At 64.1% G+C, this 23,499-nt stretch carries 1 protein-coding gene; it reads left to right on the top strand.

Going from position 1 to position 23,499, the window contains the following annotated elements:
• Nucleotides 1-112 precede the first annotated feature (112 nt).
• Entirely contained in the window at nt 113-23,494 is a 23,382-nt protein-coding gene (locus REH34_RS05580; protein ID WP_311971038.1) for a non-ribosomal peptide synthase/polyketide synthase, read from the top strand.
• The last annotated feature ends 5 nt before the right edge of the window (nt 23,495-23,499 follow it).

Genomic DNA, 23,499 nt, shown 5'->3' with positions numbered 1-23,499 from the left:
GGGCTCCGTTTCTGCCGCTGTTGTGTAAAGGCTAAATCAGCCTGCCGCTGTTTCGTTCTTGTGGAGTATCAGGGGTCACTGACCCCGCCTCCTATCCTCAAGGACGCAACGCATGAACGCCGAACTCTCGCTGAAACTCGCCCGCCGCTTTATCGAACTGCCCACGGAAAAACGCCGGTTGTTCCTGGAGGGCTTGCAGCAAGAGGGCGTCGATTTTGCACTGCTGCCCATCCCTGCCGATGTCGCCAGCGCGGAACGCGACGGTCTGTCGTATGCGCAGCAGCGCATGTGGTTCCTCTGGCAGCTCGACCCGCACAGCGCCGCTTACAACCTGCCCATGGCGGTGCGCTTGAAGGGGGCGCTCGACGTCGCCGCCTTGCACAGTGCCTTCAATCTCCTGGTGGCGCGTCACGAGACCTTGCGTACCCTGTTCCACGAGCACGACGAACAGATCCGCCAGCACGTGCTCGACTCCCTCGCCGTGGGCATTCAGCGCCATGATCTGAGCGCGCTGCAGCCGGATGACCGCGAAGCGCAGGTCACCCTCATTGCAGAAACAGAAGCCTGTGCACCGTTCGATCTGGTCCAGGGCCCCTTGCTGCGTGTACAGCTGCTGACGCTGGCCGCCGACGAACATGTGCTGCTGCTGACCTTGCACCATATCGTCGCTGATGGCTGGTCGCTGAACGTGCTGATCGAAGAGTTCCTGCGCTGCTACGACGCGGCATGCAGCGGCACCGAGGCGGCCCTTACCGTCTTGCCGATCCAGTACCGCGACTACGCCCTGTGGCAGCGCAGCTGGCTGGGGGCCGGCGAGCAGGAGCGGCAATTGGCATACTGGCGCGACAAGCTGGGCGAGGACCATACCCCCCTGGAACTGCCCAACGATCACCCCCGCCCGTCGCGGCCCAGCTACCGCGGCGCGCGCCACCCGTGCCTGATCGATGCGGCCCTGGCCGAGCGTTTGCGCGCATTGGCCAAGGACCAGGGCGTGACCCTGTTCATGGTATTGCTGGCGGCCTTCAAGGTCCTGTTGCACCGCTACAGCGGCCAGACCGCCATTCGCGTCGGCGTGCCCGTGGCCAACCGTAACCGTGGCGAAGTCGAAGGGTTGATCGGCTGCTTCATCAACACCCAGGTACTGCACACCGAGATCGATCCGCTCCACGACGTGCACGCGCTGCTGAGCCGCATCAAGGACACCGCCCTGGGGGCTCAGGCGCATCAGGAGCTGCCCTTCGAGCGTCTGGTCGAGGCGCTGGCGCTGGACCGCAGCAGCCCTAGCCCGTTGTTTCAGGTGCTGTTCAATCACCAGGCGAGCATCGCCGATGCCGGGCAGATCCGTACCCAGTCCGGCTTGAGCGTGGAGAAGCTGACGCTGGACAAGCACAGTGCGCGTTTCGATCTGGCCCTGGATACCTATGAGAGTGCCGGGCAATTGCACGCAGTGTTCACCTACGCGCTGGATGTGTTCGATGGCCAGACCATTGCCGAGATGGGCGAGCACTGGCTGCACGTGCTGCATGCCATGGTCGCTGCGCCGCACAACCGTATCGGTGACTTGACGTTGAACGCGGCGCCGCTGCCGAGCGGCGATCTGCCCGAAGCGCGCGACGTCGCCAGCGTCCATGCATTGATCGAACGCGCCGCCGAGCGACATCCGCAGCAGGTCGCGGCGGTCAGCGCGGGCGAAAAAATCACTTACGCCGCGCTGCAGCAACGTTCCGATGCCCTGGCCCAGCTGCTGCTGGAGAAGGGCGCGCAGCCCGATCAACGGATTGGCGTGCTGGCTGATCGCTCGGTCGACATGCTCGTGGCCATTGTCGCCGTACTCAAGGCAGGAGCCGCCTATCTACCGCTTGAGCCCGAGCAGCCGGCCGAGCGTCTGGCGTTCATGCTCGCCGACAGCCAGGTGCGGTGGGTGCTTGGGCGCGATATCGAACTGCCCGGCAAGGTACAGCTGATCGCGTTCGATGCCGCATTGCCGGCGGCGCGGTTACGGCCCGTACCGGTGCATGCCGACAACCTCGCCTACGTGATCTACACCTCGGGCACCACCGGCATGCCCAAGGGCGTGGCGATCAGCCACGGCGCCTTGGCCAATTACGTGTCGAGCATCGGCGAGCGCCTGCCGCTGGGGGCGGTGCGCAGCCTGGCGATGGTCACCACGCCCGCTGCAGACCTGGGCCACACGATGTTCTACGGCGCGTTGTGCGCCGGCAAGACCCTGCACCTGCTCGACAAGCAGACGGTGCTGGATGCCGATGTGTTTGCCGCCTATATGCGCGAGCACGCCATCGATGCCTTGAAGATCGTGCCGTCGCATTTGCAGGCGATGCTGACGGCGGGGGCGGCAGCCTTGCCCCGGCGCGTGTTGATCGTCGGTGGTGAGGCCGTCGCCCCTGCGCTGTTGAAGCGTGTGACGGCATTGGCCCCGGTGCTGCGGGTGATCAATCACTATGGTCCGACCGAAACCACCGTCGGCGTGCTCACCCATGAACTGGCGGGCGAGCCCCTGCTGGGCCGTGCGCTGGACAATATTCGCGCGCAGGTCCTGTCCGATTGCGTGCAGCCAGTGCCGGGCGCGGCCAAGGGCGAGCTCTACATCGGCGGCGCCGGGCTGGCGCGCGGTTATCTGGGCAAACCGGCGCTCACCGCTGAGCGCTTTGTGCCTGATCCAGCCAATGCCCACGGTGAGCGGATGTACCGCACTGGCGACTGGGTACGCGCTCAGCGTGACGGTGTTTTGCGCTTCATCGGGCGCATGGATGGCCAGGTGAAGATCCGCGGCTACCGGGTGGAATTGGCCGAAGTCGAAAGCCGCGTTCGCGCGCTGGCCGGGGTCGTCAATGCCGTGGTCAGGTTGGTGGGCGAGGGCGAGAACCAACAGCTGGCGGCGTACGTGGTGCCCGCGAGCTGGGCGCCGGATGCCGCCGCGCAGCGCGCGTTCGCCGAGCACGCACGTCATGCGCTCAAAGCGCTTTTGCCAGACTATCTGCAACCGCAGCACTGGCAGGTGCTCGAGCGCCTGCCGGTCACGGCCAACGGCAAGCTGGACAGCAAGGCGTTGCCGGCGCCGGTGGCTGTGGTCAGCGGTTATCAGGCCCCGGTAACCGAGTTGCAGGCACACGTCGCCGCGATCTGGGCCGAGGTGCTGCAGGTCGAGCAGGTGGGGCTTGCGGATAATTTCTTCGCATTGGGCGGGCACTCGTTGCTGGCGACCCAGGTGGTGTCGCGGGTCCGGCGCCAGCTGCGTCTGGAGGTGGCCCTGCGGGTGCTGTTCGATACGGCGGATCTGGGCGAATTCACTGCTGCACTGCAAGGCGTCGAGCAGGCGGTGGACACTCAGATCCCGGCGCTCGATCGCAGTCAGCCCTTGATGGTTTCCCACGCGCAACATCGGCAGTGGCTGTTCTGGAAACTCAATCCCCAGAGCACGGCCTACAACACGCCGTTGGCGGTCAGGCTGCAAGGTACGCTCGATGGAGACGCATTGCAGGCGGCTCTGGATGCGCTGGTGGCGCGTCACGAATCATTGCGCACGGTGTTCGACGAGCACGATGGCCAGACCTGGCAGCGCGTGCATGCGGCCACGCCGGTGCCTATCGAGCAGGTGGACCTGAGCGCGAAGCCGGGCGCCTTGCACGCGCACCTTGAGCAGGCCGCGACCCATGTTTTCGACCTGGCGCAAGGGCCGCTGATTCGCGCCACGCTGTTCAAGATTGCCGCCGACGAGCATGTGCTCGCGGTGGTGCTGCACCATATCGTCTCCGATGGCTGGTCGATGAGTGTCATGGTCCGTGAGCTGGCGGCCAGCTACAACGCCGGCGCCGCGGGCCTGGCCATCGACCGGCCGGCGCTGGCGGTGCAGTACGCCGATTACTCCGCATGGCAACGTCAGCGTCTTGCCAGCGGTGAGCTGCAGACCCAGCTGGCGTTCTGGAAAGCCGAGCTGGAAGACGATTTCGCGCTGCTGGAACTGCCGGCCGATCGTAGCCGTCCACAGGTGCAAAGCTACCGAGGGGCTCGCGTCGATGTATGGCTGCCAGCCGATCTGGTCCGCGATGTCCGACGCTGCGCCCAGGACGCCAACGCGACATTGTTCCATGTGTTTCTGGCCTCTTTCGTAGTGCTGCTGTCGCGCTATAGCGGCCGCGACACCCTCAACATCGGTATCCCGGTCACCAATCGCAACCGCCTGGAGCTGGAGGGACTGATCGGCTTCTTCGTCAATACCATCGTGGCCCGGGTTGCGCTGGCGCCTGGGCAGCCGTTCGGCGAGCTGCTGGCGCAGGTCAAGGACACCACGCTGGCGGCGCAAGCCAACAAGGACATCCCCTTCGACGCGTTGGTCGAAGCGCTCAAACCCGAACGCGGGTTGGGCCACAACCCGCTGTTCCAGGTGATGTTCAACCATCTCAGCGATCTCGGTGAGCGGCTGTCCGAGGACAGCGTGGCGGGCCTGCGGGTGAGTGAGGTCGATCTTGTGGAGCACACCACCCAATTCGACCTGTCGCTCGACACGCTGGAGCGCTCCGACGGCATCATGGCGTCGTTCGGTTACGCCACCGATCTGTTCGATAGCCAGCGCATCGAAGCGTTGGCCGAGCACTGGCAATGGCTGCTGGCCGCGCTGGTGCGTCAGCCGGACAAGGCGGCGGCCGAAGTGCCATTGCTGGACCTCGCCGAGGTCGGCCCCGGCATCGAGCGAGGTGACGAATCACCGGCCGCAACCTTCCAGCAGTCGTTCGAGGCCCAGGCCAGCTTGACACCCGATGCCACGGCACTGGTGCTGGGCGACCGCAGCTTGACCTATCAAGGGCTCAATCGTCGTGCCAACCGCCTTGCGCACAAGCTGCGCGAGCTGGGCGTAGGGCCGGATGTGCGGGTCGGCATCGCGGTGGAGCGCAGCCTGGAGATGGTCATCGGGCTGCTGGGCATCCTCAAGGCCGGAGGCGCCTATGTGCCCCTCGATCCGCACTATCCTGCGGAGCGCTTGAGCTACATGCTCGAAGACAGCGGCATCGAACTGCTGTTGACCCAGGCCGATCTGCAGGCACGTCTGCCACAGGCCCAGCGGGTTACGCGGCTGTTGATGGAAGCGGGGGATCAGTGGCTGGCGGACTACAGCGACGCAGATCTGCCCGATCTCGTCGTAGCAGACAACCTGGCCTATGTGATCTACACCTCGGGTTCGACGGGCAAGCCCAAAGGGGTCGCCATGGCCCACCGGCAGCTGTCGCTGTTCTGCACGGTAGCGGCGGACTATTCGCGGTTGACCTGCAGCGACCGGGTATTGCAGTTCGCCACGGTCAACTTCGACGGTTTCGTCGAACAACTGTACCCCGCGCTGTGCTGCGGGGCGCAGGTGATCATGCGTGGCCCTGAGGTCTGGGACATCGACACCCTGGTGCGCAAGATCAGCGCCCACGGCGTCACGGTGGCCGACTTGCCTACCGCGTACTGGCGGCTGCTCGCAGCGGAGCGGATGCTGGACTCTCGCTGCCCATCGCTCAGGCAAGTGCACGTGGGCGGCGAAGCCATGCCGATGGAAGCCATGAGCGACTGGTGGCGCAGCGGCCTGAGTGACGTGCGCCTGCTCAACACTTACGGGCCGACCGAAGCCACCGTAGTGACCACTGTGTATGACTGCGCCGCGCTGTCGCCCGCGCAGGTGAGCAAACCGGGTGTAGCCATCGGTCATGCGCTGCAAGGGCGGCGCACTTACGTCTGTGACAATGGTCTGCAACTGGCACCGCCCGGATGGGTCAACGAATTGTTGATCGGTGGCGCTGGTTGCCTGGCACGGGGCTATTTCAACCGACCAGCGCTGACCGCCGAGCGTTTCATTCCCGATCCCTTCGACGCCGTCGGCGGCGCTCGCCTGTACCGCACCGGTGACCTGGCCTCTTGCCGTCCCGACGGGGTACTGGAGTACGCAGGACGAATCGACCATCAGGTGAAGATCCGCGGCTTGCGCATAGAGATGGGCGAAATCGAGGCGCATCTGGTCGAGCATCCCGATGTGCGTGAGGCGCTGGTGCTCGCCATCGACACACCCACCGGCAAGCAACTGGCGGCCTACCTGGGCGTCGAAACGGCCCTGATGGCGCGCTCCGACGGGCCGGATGACCTGCGTCAGCAACTGCGTGCGCTGCTGAAGGCCTCGCTCCCCGAGTACATGGTCCCGGCGCATCTGGTCTGCCTGGCAGCACTGCCGCTGACGGCCAACGGCAAGCTGGACCGTCGGGCGCTGCCTGCCCCGGATGTCGATCAGGCGCGGCAAGCCTATGAGGCACCGCGCAGCGACCTGCAGGTGTGTATTGCCGCTATCTGGGCCGAAGTATTGAAGGTCGAACGCGTCGGCTTGACCGATCACTTTTTCGAGCTGGGCGGACACTCGCTGCTCGCGACCCAGGTGACGTCGCGCATTCGTCAGGCGCTAGGTCGCGAAGTCCCGCTGCGCACGCTGTTCGAAGCACCGCAGTTGACCGATTTCGTCGACCTGGTAGAGCACGCGGGGCGCGATCAAGCCCCAGCACTGCAACGCCAGGACCGCACACAGCCGTTGCTGTTGTCCTATGCCCAGCAGCGCCAGTGGTTCTTGTGGCAACTGGAGCCCGAAAACGCGGCCTACACCATGGCCACGGTGCTGCAGCTCACGGGCCGCCTGGACATTGAAGCCCTGCGCCTGAGCTTCGAGGCGCTGATAGCGAGACACGAAACCCTGCGCACGACCTTCCGTCAGCAAGGGGACCAGGCGGTGCAGGTGATCCATCCGACGCAGGCCTTCGCCCTGGAGCACGAGGTGGTCAGGCTGCCCCAGGGCTCTGCGGCCAGGATCGAGCTCGAGCGCCTGGTCGCGGCCCAGACGCAACGTCCTTTCGATCTGGAGCAGGGGCCGCTGCTGCGCGTGAAGCTGCTGGCGTTGGGCAGTGATGAGCATGTGCTGATCCTGACCCTGCACCACATCGTCTCCGATGGCTGGTCGATGCCGGTGATGGTGGAGGAGTTGGTACGGCTGTATGAAGGCTACCGCACCGGCCAGGTCGTCAGCCTGGTGCAGCTGTCGATCCAGTACGTCGACTATGCCCTTTGGCAGCGCCAATGGATGGCCGCCGGCGAACAAGCGCGCCAGTTGGCGTATTGGCAGGCGCAGCTCGGCGATGAGCAGCCTGTGCTGGAATTACCGCTGGATCGACCACGCCCGGCGGTCCAGGACTATGCGGGCGCCAGCCTGGATATTGCGCTGGATGAAACGCTGGTGCAGTCGTTGCGCCAGCTGGCCCAGCAGCGAGGCGCGACCCTGTTCATGGTGCTGCTGGCCAGCTTCCAGACCTTGCTGCATCGCTATTCGGGCCAGAACGACATTCGGGTCGGCGTACCCATCGCCAACCGCAACCGCATGGAGACGGAGCGCCTGATCGGTTTCTTCGTCAACACCCAGGTGCTCAAGGCCGAGTTCGCGCCGCTCACCACTTTCACTGAGCTGCTCAAGCAGGTCCAGCACACAGCACTGACGGCGCAGGCTCACCAGGACCTGCCGTTCGAACAGTTGGTCGAAGCGCTGCAGCCCGAGCGCAGCCTGAGCCACAGCCCGCTGTTCCAGGTGATGTACAACCACCAGCGCGAGGTCAAAGCCGAGCTGCACCGTTTGCCGGAGCTGACCGTGCAAGGGCTGCTCGGTACCCAGGCCCACGCCAAGTTCGATCTGAGCCTCGACACCTGCGAGCACGCACAGGGCATCGTCGCCTCCCTGACCTACGCAACGGCCCTGTTCGACGTGGCTACCGTGGAGCGCTTGGGCCGGCATTGGCTCAACCTGTTGCAAGGCATCGTCAAGGATCCCGAGCAGCGCCTGGCCGTGCTGCCGATGCTCGATACCGCTGAGCACGATGGAATCGTGGCGCGGCTCGACAATACCCATGGCGCCTACGCCAGTGACCGCTGTGTACACCAGCTGGTTGCCGATCAAGCCGAGCGCACCCCGGATGCGCCGGCCGTGCTGTTCGACGACCGGCAGCTGACCTATCGCCAGCTCGACACCCAGGCCAATCGCCTGGCCCATCGGCTGATCGAACTGGGCGTCGGGCCCGAGGTGCGGGTGGCGATCGCCATGCGCCGCAGCGCTGAAATCATGGTGGCCTTCCTCGCGGTGCTCAAGGCCGGCGGCGCCTATGTGCCGCTCGATGTGGCTTACCCGCCGGAACGCTTGCTGTACATGATGAACGACTGCGCCGCGGCGTTGGTGCTGACGCAAAGCGACCTGCTCGACACCCTGGCGATCCCGCAGGGCCTGGCCACCTTGCTGGTCGACCAGCCTGCCGCCTGGCAGGACCATCCCGTCAGTGCCCCGCTCGTGGCGCTGGCCGAGGACAATCTCGCGTACGTTATCTACACCTCCGGTTCCACGGGCCTGCCCAAAGGCGTGGCAGTGGCTCATGGCCCGCTGGTCGCGCACATCATCGCCACCGGCGAGCGTTACGAAACCAGCCCGGCCGACTGCGAACTGCACTTCATGTCGTTCGCTTTCGACGGCGCCCATGAAGGCTGGATGCATCCGCTGATCAACGGCGCTCGGGTGCTGGTGCGTGACGACAGCCTGTGGTTGCCCGAGCAGACCTACGCGCAGATGCATCGCCACGGCGTCACCATCGCAGTGTTCCCGCCGGTGTACCTGCAGCAACTGGCCGAGCATGCGCGGCTCGTGGGCAATCCGCCGCCGACGCGGGTGTACTGCTTCGGCGGTGACGCGGTGGCGCAGTCGAGCTACGAACTGGCCTGGCAAACCCTGCGCCCGCAGTACCTGTTCAACGGCTATGGCCCGACCGAAACCGTGGTCACCCCACTCCTGTGGAAAGCCGGCAAGGGCGAGCCCTGTGGCGCCGCCTATATGCCGATCGGCACCTTGCTGGGCCGTCGACGCGCCTACGTGCTTGGCGCCAATCTCGACCTGCTGCCGAGCGGTTTCGCCGGCGAGCTGTACCTGGGCGGCCACGGCGTGGCGCGCGGCTATCTGGATCGCCCGAGCCTGACCGCAGAGCGCTTCGTGCCGGACATGTTCGGCGACGGCGAGCGGCTGTACCGCAGCGGCGACCTCACCCGCGTTCGTGCAGACGGCGTAGTGGATTACCTGGGGCGCATCGACCATCAGGTCAAGGTTCGAGGCTTTCGTATCGAGCTGGGCGAGATCGAGGCGCGTCTGCAGCAGCACGCAGCCGTCCGCGAAACCGTGGTCATCGATATCGAAGGGCCGAGTGGCAAGCAGTTGGTGGCCTATATCGTCGCCCCTGGCGACACCGACCTAGAGCAGCAGGGGCAATTGCGTAGCGAGCTGCGCGATCACCTCAAGTCGGCGCTGCCAGACTACATGGTGCCGGCTTATTTGATGTTCCTCACCTCCATGCCGCTGACGCCCAACGGCAAGCTCAATCGCAAAGGCTTGCCCAAGCCGGATACCCGCCAGTCTCAACAGGTTTATGTCGCACCGCGCAGCGAGCTGGAACAGCAGATCGCGGCGATCTGGGCCGAGGTACTCAAGGTCGAGAAAATCGGTCTGACCGACAACTTTTTCGAACTGGGCGGGGACTCGATCATTTCGATCCAGGTAGTGAGCCGTGCCCGCCAGGCCGGAATTCGTTTCACGCCCAAGGCGCTGTTCCAGCATCAGACGGTGCAGGGGCTGGCTTCGGTGGCGACTCGTGGCGATGACGGTGGCCTGAAGATCGATCAGCGGCCAGTGACCGGTGAGGGTGTGCTGTTGCCGATCCATCAGCACTTTTTCGAGCAACAGATCCCCGAGCGCCACCACTGGAACCAGGCACTGTTGCTGACGCCGGGCAAAGCCCTGCAGGCGGACCGCCTGGAGTCTGCATTGCAGGCGCTGGTCGCTCATCACGACGCCTTGCGCCTGAGTTTCGCCCAAGCGGACGATGGTCGCTGGGCGGCCCATTACGGCCCGCTCGTTCAGACGGATTCGCTGCTGTGGCAGTCGAGCGTGCAAACCCACGCCGAGCTGGAGTCGCTGTGCAGCGAGGCGCAGCGCAGCTTGAATCTGCAAACCGGACCATTGATACGCGCGGTGCTGGCGACCTTGGCCGATGGCAGCCAGCGCTTGCTGCTGGCCATCCATCACCTGGCGGTCGATGGCGTGTCGTGGCGCATCCTGCTTGAGGACCTGCAAAACGCCTACGCTCAGTTGCAAGCGCAGCAGAGCATCGAACTGCCCGCCAAGACCAGTTCCACCAAGGCCTGGGGCGAGCTGTTGCAGACCTACGCGCGCACTGACGAGTTGCAGCGCGAGTTGGCCTATTGGGCAGACCAGCTACCGACTGTTCAGGCCGATCTGCCCTGCGATCATCCACAAGGTTCGCTGCAAGGCAGGCACGCCGGGAGCGCGCAGACCCGCCTGGACCAGACCACCACCCAGCGCCTGCTCAAAGACGCGCCTGCGGCCTATCGCACGCAGATCAACGACCTGCTGCTGACGGCCCTCGCCCGAGTCATTGCCCGCTGGACCGGTCAGGAGGACGTGTTCGTCCAGCTCGAAGGCCATGGCCGTGAAGACCTGTTCGACAGCGTCGATCTGACTCGCACCGTGGGCTGGTTCACCAGCCTGTTCCCGGTCAGGTTGAGCCCGGCCGCTACGCTGGCGGGCTCGATCAAGCAGATCAAGGAACAACTGCGCGCTATCCCCAACAGGGGCATCGGCTTCGGCGCCCTGCGCTACCTGGGGGACGAGCAGGCCCAGCGCACCCTTGCGGGCTTGGCCGCGGCGCGGATCACCTTCAACTATCTGGGTCAGTTCGATGCCAGCTTCGCCGGCGAGGCCAGCGAAGCGGCCTTCTTGACACCCGCCGCAGAAGCCCCGGGCCCAGGCCAGGACGCCGCCGCACCGTTGGCTAACTGGCTATCGATCAACGGTCAGGTTTACGGCGGTGAATTGAGCCTGGGCTGGAGCTTCAGCCGCGAGATGTTCAGTGAGCAGACCATCCAGCGGTTGGCGGATGATTATGCCCACGAACTCCAGGCATTGATCCAGCACTGCGCGAGCGCCGAGACTGTTGCGCTGACTCCGTCGGACGTGCCCCTGGCCCAGCTGACTCAGGCCCAGCTCGATTCGCTGCCGATTGCCGCCGCCGACATCGAGGACCTCTATCCGCTGTCGCCGATGCAGCAAGGCATGCTGTTTCACAGTCTCTACGAGCAAGAGAGCGGCGATTACATCAACCAGACCCGCGTCGATGTGGCGGGCCTGGACGTCGAGCGGTTCCAGCGGGCCTGGCAGGCAGCGGTTGACCGCCACGAGGTGCTACGCGCCAACTTCGTCACCTCGTTCGAACAGCCACTGCAGGTGATCCGCAAGCACATGGCCCTGCCTTTCACCAGCCTCGACTGGTCAAACCAGGCCGACGTCGAGCAGCGCCTGGACACCTGGGCCGAGGCCGATCGGCACGCTGGTTTCGACCTGCAGCACGATGCGTTGCTGCGCATTGCCGTGATTCGTACCCAGGACAACAGCCATCACCTGATCTACACCAACCATCACATTCTGATGGACGGCTGGAGCAACGCGCAGCTGCTGGGCGAGGTCCTGCAGACCTATGCCGGCATTGCGGCGAGCCCGCAGGGCAGCCGCTTTCGTGACTATATCGATTGGCTGCAACGCCAGGACAAAGCGCAGAGCGAAGCCTTCTGGCGCGCCCAACTCCGGGCCGTGGAAGCACCCACGCTGCTGGCCCAGGCCATTGGCCAGGACGCAGACCAGCTGAGCACCGGTTACGGCGAGCGTCTGCAGGTGTTGAGCATCGCGCAGACCCGGTCCCTCAGCGAGTTCGCCCGTGGCCAGCGGGTGACGGTCAACACGCTGGTGCAAGCGGCGTGGTTGCTGCTGTTGCAACGCTATACCGGTCAAGCGTGCGTGGCCTTTGGCGCTACCGTTTCGGGGCGTCCGGCTGAATTGAAAGGTGTGGAGCAGCAGCTCGGACTGTTCATCAACACGTTGCCGGTGATCGCCAGCCCGACGCCCGAGCAGACCGTAGCGCAATGGCTGGAACAGGTGCAGGCGCAAAACGTGAGCCTGCGTGAATACGAGCACACGCCGCTGGCCGAGGTTCAGCGCTGGGCCGGGCAGGGCGGCGAGAGCCTGTTCGACAACATTCTGGTGTTCGAGAACTACCCGGTGTCCGAAGCGCTGCAGCAGGGTGCGCCGGCGGGGCTGGTGTTCCAGAGCACGCAGAATCACGAACAGACCCACTATCCGTTGACGCTTGCCGTCGGCTTGGCAGACACACTGACGGTTCACTACAGCTACGATCGTGGGCACTACACGGCGGCGATGGTGGAGCAGGTCGCCGGCCATTTCGCCAACCTGCTGCAAGCATTGATACAGGACCCACAGCACCGCATCGGCGACCTGCCGCTGTTGGGTGTCGAGGAGCATCGGCAGATTGTCGCCGACTGGAACGCCACTCAGGCGCACTACCCGAGCGATTCCTGTATTCATCAGTTGATCGAAGCGCAGGTCGAGGCGACACCGGATGCTATCGCCTTGGTGTTCGGCGATCAGCAGCTGACCTACCGGGATCTGAACCGGCGCTGCAATCAGCTGGCGCACACGTTGCGTGAGCTGGGCGTGGGACCGGATAGGTTGGTCGGCGTGGCGGTCGAGCGCAGTGTCGATATGGTTGTGGGCCTGCTGGGTATTCTCAAGGCCGGTGGCGCCTATGTGCCGCTCGACCCGGAGTACCCGCAGGATCGTCTGGCCTACATGATGGAAGACAGCGGCATTGCGTTGTTGCTGACGCAGACGAGTCTGCAAGGGCAACTGCCGGTACCGGCGGGTGTCGAGTGCCTGATGCTGGATCAGGCTGGCAATGGACTGGACGCCTACAGCAGCGCTAATCCGCATAACTTCACCCAGCCGCAGAACCTGGCGTACGTCATCTACACCTCGGGCTCGACCGGCAAGCCCAAAGGCGCCGGCAACAGCCACACGGCGCTGGTCAACCGCTTGAACTGGATGCAGCAGGCCTACGGCCTGGACGCCAGCGACACCGTGCTGCAAAAGACCCCGTTCAGCTTCGACGTGTCGGTGTGGGAGTTCTTCTGGCCGCTGATCAACGGTGCCCGTCTGGCGGTGGCCCAGCCGGGCGATCATCGCGATCCGGAGCGCCTGGCCGAGACCATCCAGCGCTACGACGTCACCACGCTGCACTTCGTGCCGTCGATGTTGCAGGCATTCATGGGCCATGAGCAGGCCGACGATTGCACCGGTATCAAGCGTATCGTTTGCAGCGGCGAAGCCTTGCCCGCCGATCTGGCGCAGCAGACCTTGATGCGCTTGCCACACGCCGAGCTCTACAACCTGTACGGCCCGACCGAAGCCGCGATCGATGTCACCCATTGGACCTGTGATCAGCAAGCGCGCAGCAGCGTGCCGATCGGGCAACCGATCGATAACCTCAAGGCCCATATCCTCAGCGACAGCCTGCTGCCCATTGCTCAAGGCACCTGCGGTGAGCTGTATCTGGGCGGTATCGGGTTGGCCCGTGGTTATCACCAACGGCCAGCGCTGACGGCCGAACGCTTTATCCCCGATCCGCTGGACAGCAGCGAAAACGGCGGTGGCCGCCTGTACCGCACCGGCGATCTGGCGCGTTATCAGGAAGGGGGTGTGATCGATTACGTTGGCCGTATCGACCATCAGGTCAAGATCCGCGGCCTGCGCATCGAACTGGGCGAGATCCAGGCGCGCTTGCAGGAGCACGAAGCGCTGCGTAAAGCGGTGGTGATCGATATCGACGGGCCGAGCGGCAAGCAGTTGGTGGCTTATCTGGTCGTGGAAGGTCAACCATTCACGGACACTGAACAGCAGAACGGGCTGCGCAATGTTCTGCGCGAGCATTTGAAAGCCCAGCTACCGGACTACATGGTGCCGACGCACCTGATCTTCATCGAGCAGATGCCGGTAACCGCCAACGGCAAGCTGGATCGCAAGGCACTGCCCAAGCCGGATGCCACGCAATTGCAGCACGCCTATGTGGCACCGCAAAGCGAGCTGGAACAGCAGATCGCGGCGATCTGGGCCGACGTGCTCAAGCTCGAGAAAATCGGCCTTACCGACAACTTCTTCGAGCTGGGCGGCGACTCGATCATCTCGATCCAGGTGGTCAGCCGGGCACGGCAGGCAGGGATTCGTTTCACGCCCAAGCAGCTGTTCCAGCACCAGACGGTGCAAGGTTTGGCCTCGGTGGCCACACGGGGTGAAGACGATGGCCTGCAGATCGATCAAGGCCCGGTGACAGGCGCCGGCTTGTTGCTGCCGATTCATCTGTCCTTCTTCGAACAGGCGATTGCGGAGCGTCATCACTGGAACCAGGCGTTGTTGCTGACGCCGGGCAATCTCCTGCAGCCTGAGTGGCTGGAGTCGGCGCTGCAGGCTCTGGTCGCCCATCACGATGCCCTGCGTCTAGGTTTTGCCCAGCAAGGTGATGGCCGCTGGGCGGCTCGTTACCTGCCAGTCGCCGCGCAGCCAGCGCTTCTGTGGCAGGCCCGAGCCACGGACGCCGCCGCGCTGCAGGCGCTGTGCACGGATGCCCAGCGCAGCCTCAATCTGCAGACCGGACCGTTGCTGCGTGGGTTACTGGCGACGTTGGCGGACGGTAGCCAGCGCTTGCTGCTGGCCATCCATCACCTGGCGGTCGATGGCGTGTCGTGGCGCATCTTGCTGGAGGACCTGCAAACGGCCTATGGCCAGTTGCAAGCGCAGCAACGCGTCAAGCTGCCGGCCAAGACCAGCTCGACCCACGCCTGGGCCGAGCACCTGCAGGCATACGCCAGCAGCGATGCGCTGCAAAAGGAGTTGGGTTACTGGCAAGCGCAACGGGCAGCAGTGTCCGTCGAGCTGCCCTGTGAAAACCCGCAGGGTTCGTTGCACAGCCGCTACAGTGCCACCGCCCTGACCCGTCTGGATCAAGGCCTCACCCAGCAGTTGCTCAAAGCAGCTCCCGCTGCTTACCGCACCCAGGTCAACGATTTGCTGCTGACCGCGCTGGCCCGCGTTATCGCGCGCTGGACCGGGCACGACGACGTGCTGGTACAGCTCGAAGGCCACGGCCGCGAAGACCTGTTCGACACGGTCGACCTGACCCGCACCGTGGGCTGGTTCACCAGCCTGTTCCCGGTCAAGCTGAGTCCGACCGCTACGCTGGCGGGCTCGATCAAGCAGATCAAGGAACAATTGCGCGCGATCCCCAACAAGGGCATCGGCTTTGGCGTGTTGCGTCACCTGGGCGACGACCATGCCCGGCAGACCCTCGCTGGCCTTGCCGCGCCGCGGATCACCTTCAACTACCTGGGCCAGCTCGATGGCAGCTTCGACGGTGAGCGGCACGATGCCGCATTCCTGTCGCCCGCCGGCGAGGGCTCTGGTGCGAGCCAGAGTGCCGACGCGCCGTTGGCTAACTGGCTGTCGATCAACGGCAGCGTGTATGGCGGCCAATTGAGCCTGGAATGGACCTTCAGCCGCGAGATGTTCGCCGAGGCAACCCTGCAGCGCCTCGCCGACGAGTACGCTGCCGAACTCAAGGCGCTCATCGAGCATTGCATGAGCCAGGAGCACTTCGCGCTGACGCCAGCGGACGTGCCGCTGGCGAAGCTCGAGCAAGGGCAACTCGACGCGCTGCCGATCGCGGCTGCCGCTGTCGAGGACATCTATCCACTGTCGCCGATGCAGCAGGGCATGTTGTTCCATAGCCTTTACGAGCAGCAAGGCGGCGATTACATCAACCAGACTCGGGTCGATGTGATGGGCCTCGATGTCGAGCGTTTCCGCCAGGCCTGGCAGTTGGTGATGGCGCGGCATGAGGTGCTGCGGGCGAACTTCGTCACGCAGTTCGACCAGCCCTTGCAGGTGATCCGCAAGCAGGTCGATATGCCGTTCGTCAGTCTCGACTGGTCGGCCACGTCGGCCGTCGAGCAGGCTCTGGATAGCTGGGCCGATGCTGATCGAGGCCAAGGCTTCGATCTGCTGCACGACGCGTTGTTGCGCCTGGCGGTCATCCGCACGAGCGCAAACACGCATCACCTGATCTATACCCACCACCACATCCTGATGGACGGCTGGAGCACTTCACAGTTGCTGGGCGAGGTGCTGCAGCATTATGGGGGTGTGCCTGCGGTGCCTCAGGCCAGCCGCTATCGCGACTATATCCAATGGCTGCAACGCCAGGACGCGCAGACCCACCGAACCTTCTGGCGCGAGCAGTTGCTCGACCTGCAGGAGCCGACGCGCCTGGCGCTGGCGATCCGTCAAGAGCCCGCAAGCCTGGGGCAGGGGTACACCAGTGACTATCGAGTCCTGGATGCCCAGCGCACCCGGCACATCACCGAGTTCGCCCGCCAGCAGCGCGTCACGGTCAATACCCTGGTGCAAGCGTGCTGGATACTCTTGCTGCAGCGCTACACCGGTCAGGCGTGCGTGAGCTTTGGTGCCACGGTGTCGGGGCGACCGGCCGAACTCAAGGGTGTCGAGCAGCAGATAGGGCTGTTCATCAACACCTTGCCAGTGATCGCCAGCCCGCAACCCGAGCAGAGCGTGGCGCAGTGGCTGGCGCAGGTACAGGCGCTGAACCTCAGGCTGCGCGAGCACGAGCACACGCCGCTGTATGAGGTACAGCGTTGGGCAGGGCTGGGCGGTGAGGGGCTGTTCGACAACATCCTGGTATTCGAGAATTACCCGATTGCCGCAGCCCTGCAGCAAGGTTCGCCGGCCGGCCTGGCGTTTACCGGCACCCAGAACCATGAGCAGACCAACTTCCCGCTGACCTTGGGCATAGGCCTGGGAGACGTGCTGTCGGTCAACTACAACTACGACCGCGCGCATTTCAGCGCGGCGGCCATCGCACAGATTGCCGAGCATTTTGGCAATCTGCTGGCGGCGCTGGTTCAGGACCCAGCGCACCGCATTGGCGACTTGCCGCTGTTGGCCGTCGAAGCACATCAGCGCATGGTCGTCGACTGGAACCGCACCGAGGCGGACTATCCCCGCGGTCAGTGCATTCATCAGTTGATAGAGGCGCAGGCAGAGCGTAGCGGGGAGGCCATTGCCGTGATGTTTGCGGATCGGCAGTTGACCTATCGCCAGTTGAACGCCCAAGCCAATCAGCTCGCACACACATTGCGTGACATGGGCGTGGGCCCGGATGTGCTGGTCGGCGTCGCGGTCGAGCGCAGCGTGGAAATGGTCGTTGCTTTGCTGGGTATTCTCAAGGCCGGTGGCGCCTATGTGCCGCTGGACCCAGACTACCCGCAGGATCGTCTGGCCTACATGAACGAAGACAGCGGCATCGCGCTGTTGCTGACCCAGCAATCGCTACGCGAGCAGTTGCCGATCCCGAGCGATCTGCAATGCCTGCTGCTCGACCAGGGGGCTGACTGGCAGGAAGGTTCCAATACCACCAACCCGCTTGGCCTCACCGATCCGCAGAACCTGGCGTACGTCATCTACACCTCGGGCTCGACCGGCAAGCCCAAAGGCGCCGGGAACAGCCACACGGCGCTGGTCAACCGCTTGAACTGGATGCAGCAGGCCTACGGCCTGGACGCCAGCGACACCGTGCTGCAAAAGACCCCGTTCAGCTTCGACGTGTCGGTGTGGGAGTTCTTCTGGCCGCTGATCAACGGTGCCCGTCTGGCGGTGGCCCAGCCGGGCGATCATCGCGACCCGGAACGCCTGGCCGAGACCATCCGGCGCTATGACGTCACCACGTTGCACTTCGTGCCGTCGATGTTGCAGGCGTTCATGGGCCATGAGCAGGCCGACGATTGCACCGGTATCAAGCGTATCGTTTGCAGCGGCGAAGCCTTGCCCGCCGATCTGGCGCAGCAAACCTTGGCTCGCCTGCCAAATGCCGGCCTGTACAACCTGTACGGCCCGACCGAAGCCGCGATCGATGTCACCCATTGGACCTGTGATCAGCAAGTGCGCAGCAGCGTGCCGATCGGGCAACCGATCGATAACCTCAAGACCCATATCCTCAGCGACAGCCTGCTGCCCATCGCTCAAGGCACCTGCGGCGAGCTGTATCTGGGCGGTATCGGGTTGGCCCGTGGTTATCACCAACGGCCAGCGCTGACGGCCGAACGCTTTATCCCCGATCCGCTGGACAGCAGCGAAAACGGCGGTGGCCGCCTGTACCGCACCGGCGATCTGGCGCGTTATCAGGAAGGGGGCGTGATCGATTACGTTGGCCGTATCGACCACCAAGTGAAGATCCGCGGCCTGCGCATCGAACTGGGCGAGATTCAGGCGCGCTTGCAGGAGCACGAAGCGCTGCGTGAAGCAGTGGTGATCGATATCGACGGACCGAGCGGCAAGCAGTTGGTGGCTTACCTGGTCGTGGAAGGTGAACCGTTGACCGACATCGCGCAGCAAAACGCCCAACGTACGGCGCTTCGTGATCACCTCAAGGCCCAGCTACCGGACTACATGGTGCCGACGCACCTGATCTTCATCGAGCAGATGCCGGTAACTGCCAACGGCAAGCTGGATCGCAAGGCACTGCCCAAGCCGGATGCCACGCAATTGCAGCACGCCTATGTGGCACCGCAAAGCGAGCTGGAACAGCAGATCGCGGCGATCTGGGCCGACGTGCTCAAGGTCGAGAAAATTGGGCTCACCGACAATTTCTTCGAGCTGGGTGGTGACTCGATCATCTCGATCCAGGTGGTCAGCCGGGCACGGCAGGCGGGGATTCGTTTCACGCCCAAGCAACTGTTCCAGCACCAGACGGTGCAAGGTTTGGCCTCGGTAGCTACACGGGGTGAAGACGATGGCCTGCAGATCGATCAAGGCCCGGTGACAGGCGCCGGCTTGTTGCTGCCGATTCATCTGTCCTTCTTCGAACAGCCGATTGCGGAGCGTCATCACTGGAACCAGGCGTTGTTGCTGACGCCGGGCAATCTCTTGCAGCCTGAGTGGCTGGAGTCGGCGCTGCAGGCTCTGGTCATCCATCACGACGCCTTGCGCTTGAATTTTGTCCAGGGCGAGCAGGGTCACTGGATTGCCCACTACCGTCCGTTCACCGAGCAGCCAGCGCTGCTCTGGCACGCCCAGGTGCAGGATGAAGTCGCCCTGGAGGCCCTGTGCACTGAGGCCCAACGCAGCCTGAACCTGCAAACCGGACCACTGCTGCGCGCGGTACTGGCGACGTTGGCCGACGGTAGCCAGCGCTTGCTGCTGGCCATCCATCATCTGGCGGTCGATGGCGTGTCGTGGCGCATTCTGCTGCAAGATCTGCAAACGGTTTATGGCCAACTGCAACGCCAGCAGCCGATCAGGTTGCCGGCCAAGACCAGCTCGACCAAGGTCTGGGCTGAACGACTTCAGGCATACGCCAGCAGCGAAGAACTGCAAGGGGAGTTGAATGACTGGCAACGGCAACTGGCGGGTATACACGCCGACTTGCCTTGCGACAATCCGCAAGGTTCGCTGCAAGGTCGATATGCCGATGTCGCCCACACACGCCTGGACAAGACCGTCACCCAGCAGCTTTTGAAAGACGCGCCCGCCGCTTACCGCACGCAGATCAACGACCTGCTGCTGACCGCGCTGGCCCGCGTTATCGCGCGCTGGACCGGGCACGACGACGTGCTGGTACAGCTAGAGGGCCACGGCCGCGAAGACCTGTTCGACACGGTCGACCTGACCCGCACCGTGGGCTGGTTCACCAGCCTGTTCCCGGTCAAGCTGAGTCCGACCGCTACGCTGGCGGGCTCGATCAAGCAGATCAAGGAACAACTGCGCGCGATCCCCAACAAGGGCATCGGCTTTGGCGTGTTGCGTTACCTGGGCGACGACCATGCCCGGCAGACCCTCGCTGGCCTTGCCGCGCCGCGGATCACCTTCAACTACCTGGGCCAGCTCGATGGCGGCTTTGCCGAGCAAGCCAGCGAAGCCGTCTTCCTCGAACCCGCCGCTGAAAGCTCGGGTGCCGGGCAGAACGCAGCCGCGCCGTTGGGCAACTGGCTGTCGATCAATGTCCAGGTGTACGCCGGCGAACTGAATGTGGAGTGGACTTACAGCCGCCAAATGTTCAGCGCAGCGACCCTGCAGCGCCTGGCGGGTGAATACGCTGAAGAGCTCAAGGCGCTGACGGACCACTGCGTGAAGGATACGGCGGGCGGCCTGACCCCCTCGGATGTGCCTTTGGCCGCGCTGAGTCAGCTTCAACTCGATGATTTGCCGATCGCGGCGAACGAGATCGAAGACATCTTCGCGCTGTCGCCCATGCAGCAGGGCATGCTGTTCCATAGCTTGCTCGAAGCAAACGGCGGGGATTACATCAACCAGCTGCGGGTCGATGTCGCTGGGCTGGATGTCGAGCGCTTCCGCCGGGCCTGGCAGACGGTGGTCGATCGACATGAAGTGCTGCGCGCCAACTTCGTCACCCTGTTCGAACAGCCGTTGCAGGTGATCCGCAAACGGATCGAGATGCCTTTCGTCAGCCTGGACTGGCGCGCGCAGGCGGATATCGAGCCGCGCCTGAATGCCTGGGCCGAAGCCGACCGCCACACTGGATTCGACCTCGTTCAGGACGCACTGCTGCGCATTGCGGTGATCCAGACCAGCGCGCACAACCATCATCTGATCTACACCAGCCATCACATCCTGATGGACGGCTGGAGCAACTCGCAGCTGCTGGGCGAAGTGTTGCAGGCCTATGCCGGCGCTACGATCGCCCATCAGGGCGGCCGTTACCGCGACTATATCCAATGGCTGCAAAGCCAGAACAAGCCGCAGAGCGAGGCCTTCTGGCGCAAGCAATGTGTCGAGCTGGAGGCGCCCACTCGCTTGGCCTTGGCGATTCGCCAGGACCGGGGCGCGTTGGCGCACGGCTATGGCGATCATTATCAAACGCTCGACGCGCAGCGTGCCCGAGCGCTTGGCGAGTTCGCCCGTCGGCAACGGGTAACGGTCAACACCCTGGTACAAGCGGCCTGGCTGTTGTTGCTGCAACGCTATACCGGGCACGACTGCGTCACCTTCGGCGCCACTGTTGCAGGGCGTCCGGCGGAGTTGAGAGGCGTCGAGCAACAGCTCGGGCTGTTCATCAATACGCTGGCGGTCATTGCCAGCCCGAAACCCGAGCAGAGTGTGGCGCAGTGGCTTGCGCAAGTGCAGGCGCAGAACCTGAGCTTGCGTGAACATGAGCACACGCCGCTGTTCGAGGTTCAGCGCTGGGCCGGGCAGGGCGGTGAGAGCCTGTTCGACAACATCCTGGTGTTCGAGAACTACCCGGTGGCCGAAGCGCTGCAGCAGGGTGCGCCGTCGGGGCTGGTGTTCCAGGCCCCGCAGAATCACGAACAGACCCACTACCCGCTGACCCTGGCGATAGGCTCGGGTGAAGAGCTGTCGGTGCACTACAGCTATGACCGCAGTCACTTCACCGACGCAACCATTCAACAGATCGCGATGCATTTCAGCCAACTGTTGCAAAGGCTGGTCGAGGACCCACAGCAGCCGGTGGGTGATCTGCCGCTGCTGAGCGTCGAGGCGCGCTCGCGCATCGTCGTCGAGTGGAATCGCGCTGAAACGAACTACAGCCGCGAGCGTTGCATCCACCGCTTGATCGAAACCCAGGCCGCGCGCACACCGGATGCTCTGGCGCTGGTATTCGACGAACACGAACTGACTTATCAGGCGCTGAACGACAAAGCCAATCAGCTCGCCCATAAACTGCGCGCACTGGGTATCGGCCCGGATCGATTGGTGGGCGTGGCCGTGGAGCGTGGTCTGGAAATGATCGTCGGCGTGCTGGCGATCCTCAAGGCGGGCGGCGCCTATGTGCCGCTCGACCCTGAATACCCACAGGACCGCCTGGCCTACATGATGGCAGACAGCGGCATTCAGTGGCTGCTGACCCAATCCCATCTGCTCGCTCGGCTGTCGATCCCGAGCGGTATCAGCAGCCTGATCCTGGATCAGGACGGGGACTGGCTGGACGGCTTCAGCACGGCCAATCCAGGCAATACCACACACCCCGATAACCTGGCTTACGTGATGTACACCTCCGGTTCCACTGGACGGCCCAAGGGCGTGGCGATTTCTCACGATGCCCTGAGCAAGCACGCGCAGGTCTCGCAGGGCTTCTTTGGCTTGACCCGCGAGGACTGCATTCTGCAGTTCGCCACCTTCAACTTCGACGGTTTCGTCGAGCAGCTGTACCCGGCGCTGATGTGCGGCGCGCGGGTGGTGATCCGCGGCAAGGAGCTGTGGGACAGCGAGACGTTCTATCGCGAGCTGCTGGCCAAGGACATCAGTGTGGTCGACCTGACCACGGCCTACTGGTTCATGCTGGCCAAGGATTTCGCCAGCCAGGGCCCACGTGGCTACGGGCGTTTGCGCCAGCTGCATGCCGGCGGCGAGGCCATGGCACCGGAAGGCGTCGCGGCCTGGAAGCAGGCTGGGCTTGCGCATGTGCGCCTGCTCAACACCTACGGCCCGACGGAAGCGACGGTCACCGTCAGCACCCATGACTGCGCGCAGTATCTGTCGGGCGCCGAGCCGCTGCCAACGCTGATGCCGATCGGCAAGGTGCTGGCGGGCCGCACGCTTTATCTGATCGATGCGCAAGGCAATCTCGCCGTTCCGGGATCCATTGGCGAGTTGACCATCGGCGGCGATCTGCTGGCGCGCGGTTACTTCAACCGTGCGGCGCTGACGGCGGAGCGCTTTATTCCAGACCCGTTCGACAGCAGCGAGCAGGGCGGCGGGCGCTTGTATCGCTCCGGCGATCTGACCCGTCATTGCGCCGCCGGTGTGATCGAGTACGTCGGGCGTATCGACCATCAGGTGAAGATTCGGGGTTTGCGTATCGAGCTGGGCGAGATCGAAGCCAGACTGCAGGAACATGCCAGCGTTCGCGAAACCCTGGTAGTCGACATCGAAGGACCTGGCGGCAAACAGCTGGTGGCTTACGTGGTGGCTGATCTTGAGCTGCATTCGACATTGCGCAACGAGCTGCGCCAGCACCTCAAATCCCATCTGCCCGATTACATGGTGCCCGCGCACCTTGTGTTCCTGGCCGACATGCCGCTGACCCCCAACGGCAAGTTGGATCGCAAGGCCTTGCCCCCGCCCGATGCGGCGCAATTGCAGCAGGCTTTCGTGGCGCCGCAAACCGAGCTCGAACAACAGATCGCGGCGATCTGGGCCGAGGTACTGAAGATCGATCGCGTCGGCCTGAGCGATCACTTCTTCGAGCTGGGCGGCCATTCCCTGCTGGCGACTCAGATGGTCGTGCGGCTGCGCAACCAGACGGGTATCGACGTCAGTCTGCGCGAGTTGTTCGAGCAGCCTGTGCTGCAGGACTTCGCCCAGGTGCTGCAAAACAAATCCAGCCAATTGGCGCCGTTGCAGAGCGAACTGGCTAAATCGCTGGAAGCCCTCAAACGTCTTACTGCGCAGGACATCGATGAACTGACTTCATAAGGGGA

It is taken from the genome of Pseudomonas baltica, from assembly GCF_031880315.1.
GTDB lineage: Bacteria > Pseudomonadota > Gammaproteobacteria > Pseudomonadales > Pseudomonadaceae > Aquipseudomonas.
This window is presented reverse-complemented; position numbering and strand designations above follow the sequence as displayed.

Excerpts from the sequence above, each read along its gene's own strand:
- REH34_RS05580 (WP_311971038.1), top strand. The coding sequence starts at position 113 with ATGAACGCCGAACTCTCGCTGAAACTCGCCCGCCGCTTTATCGAACTG.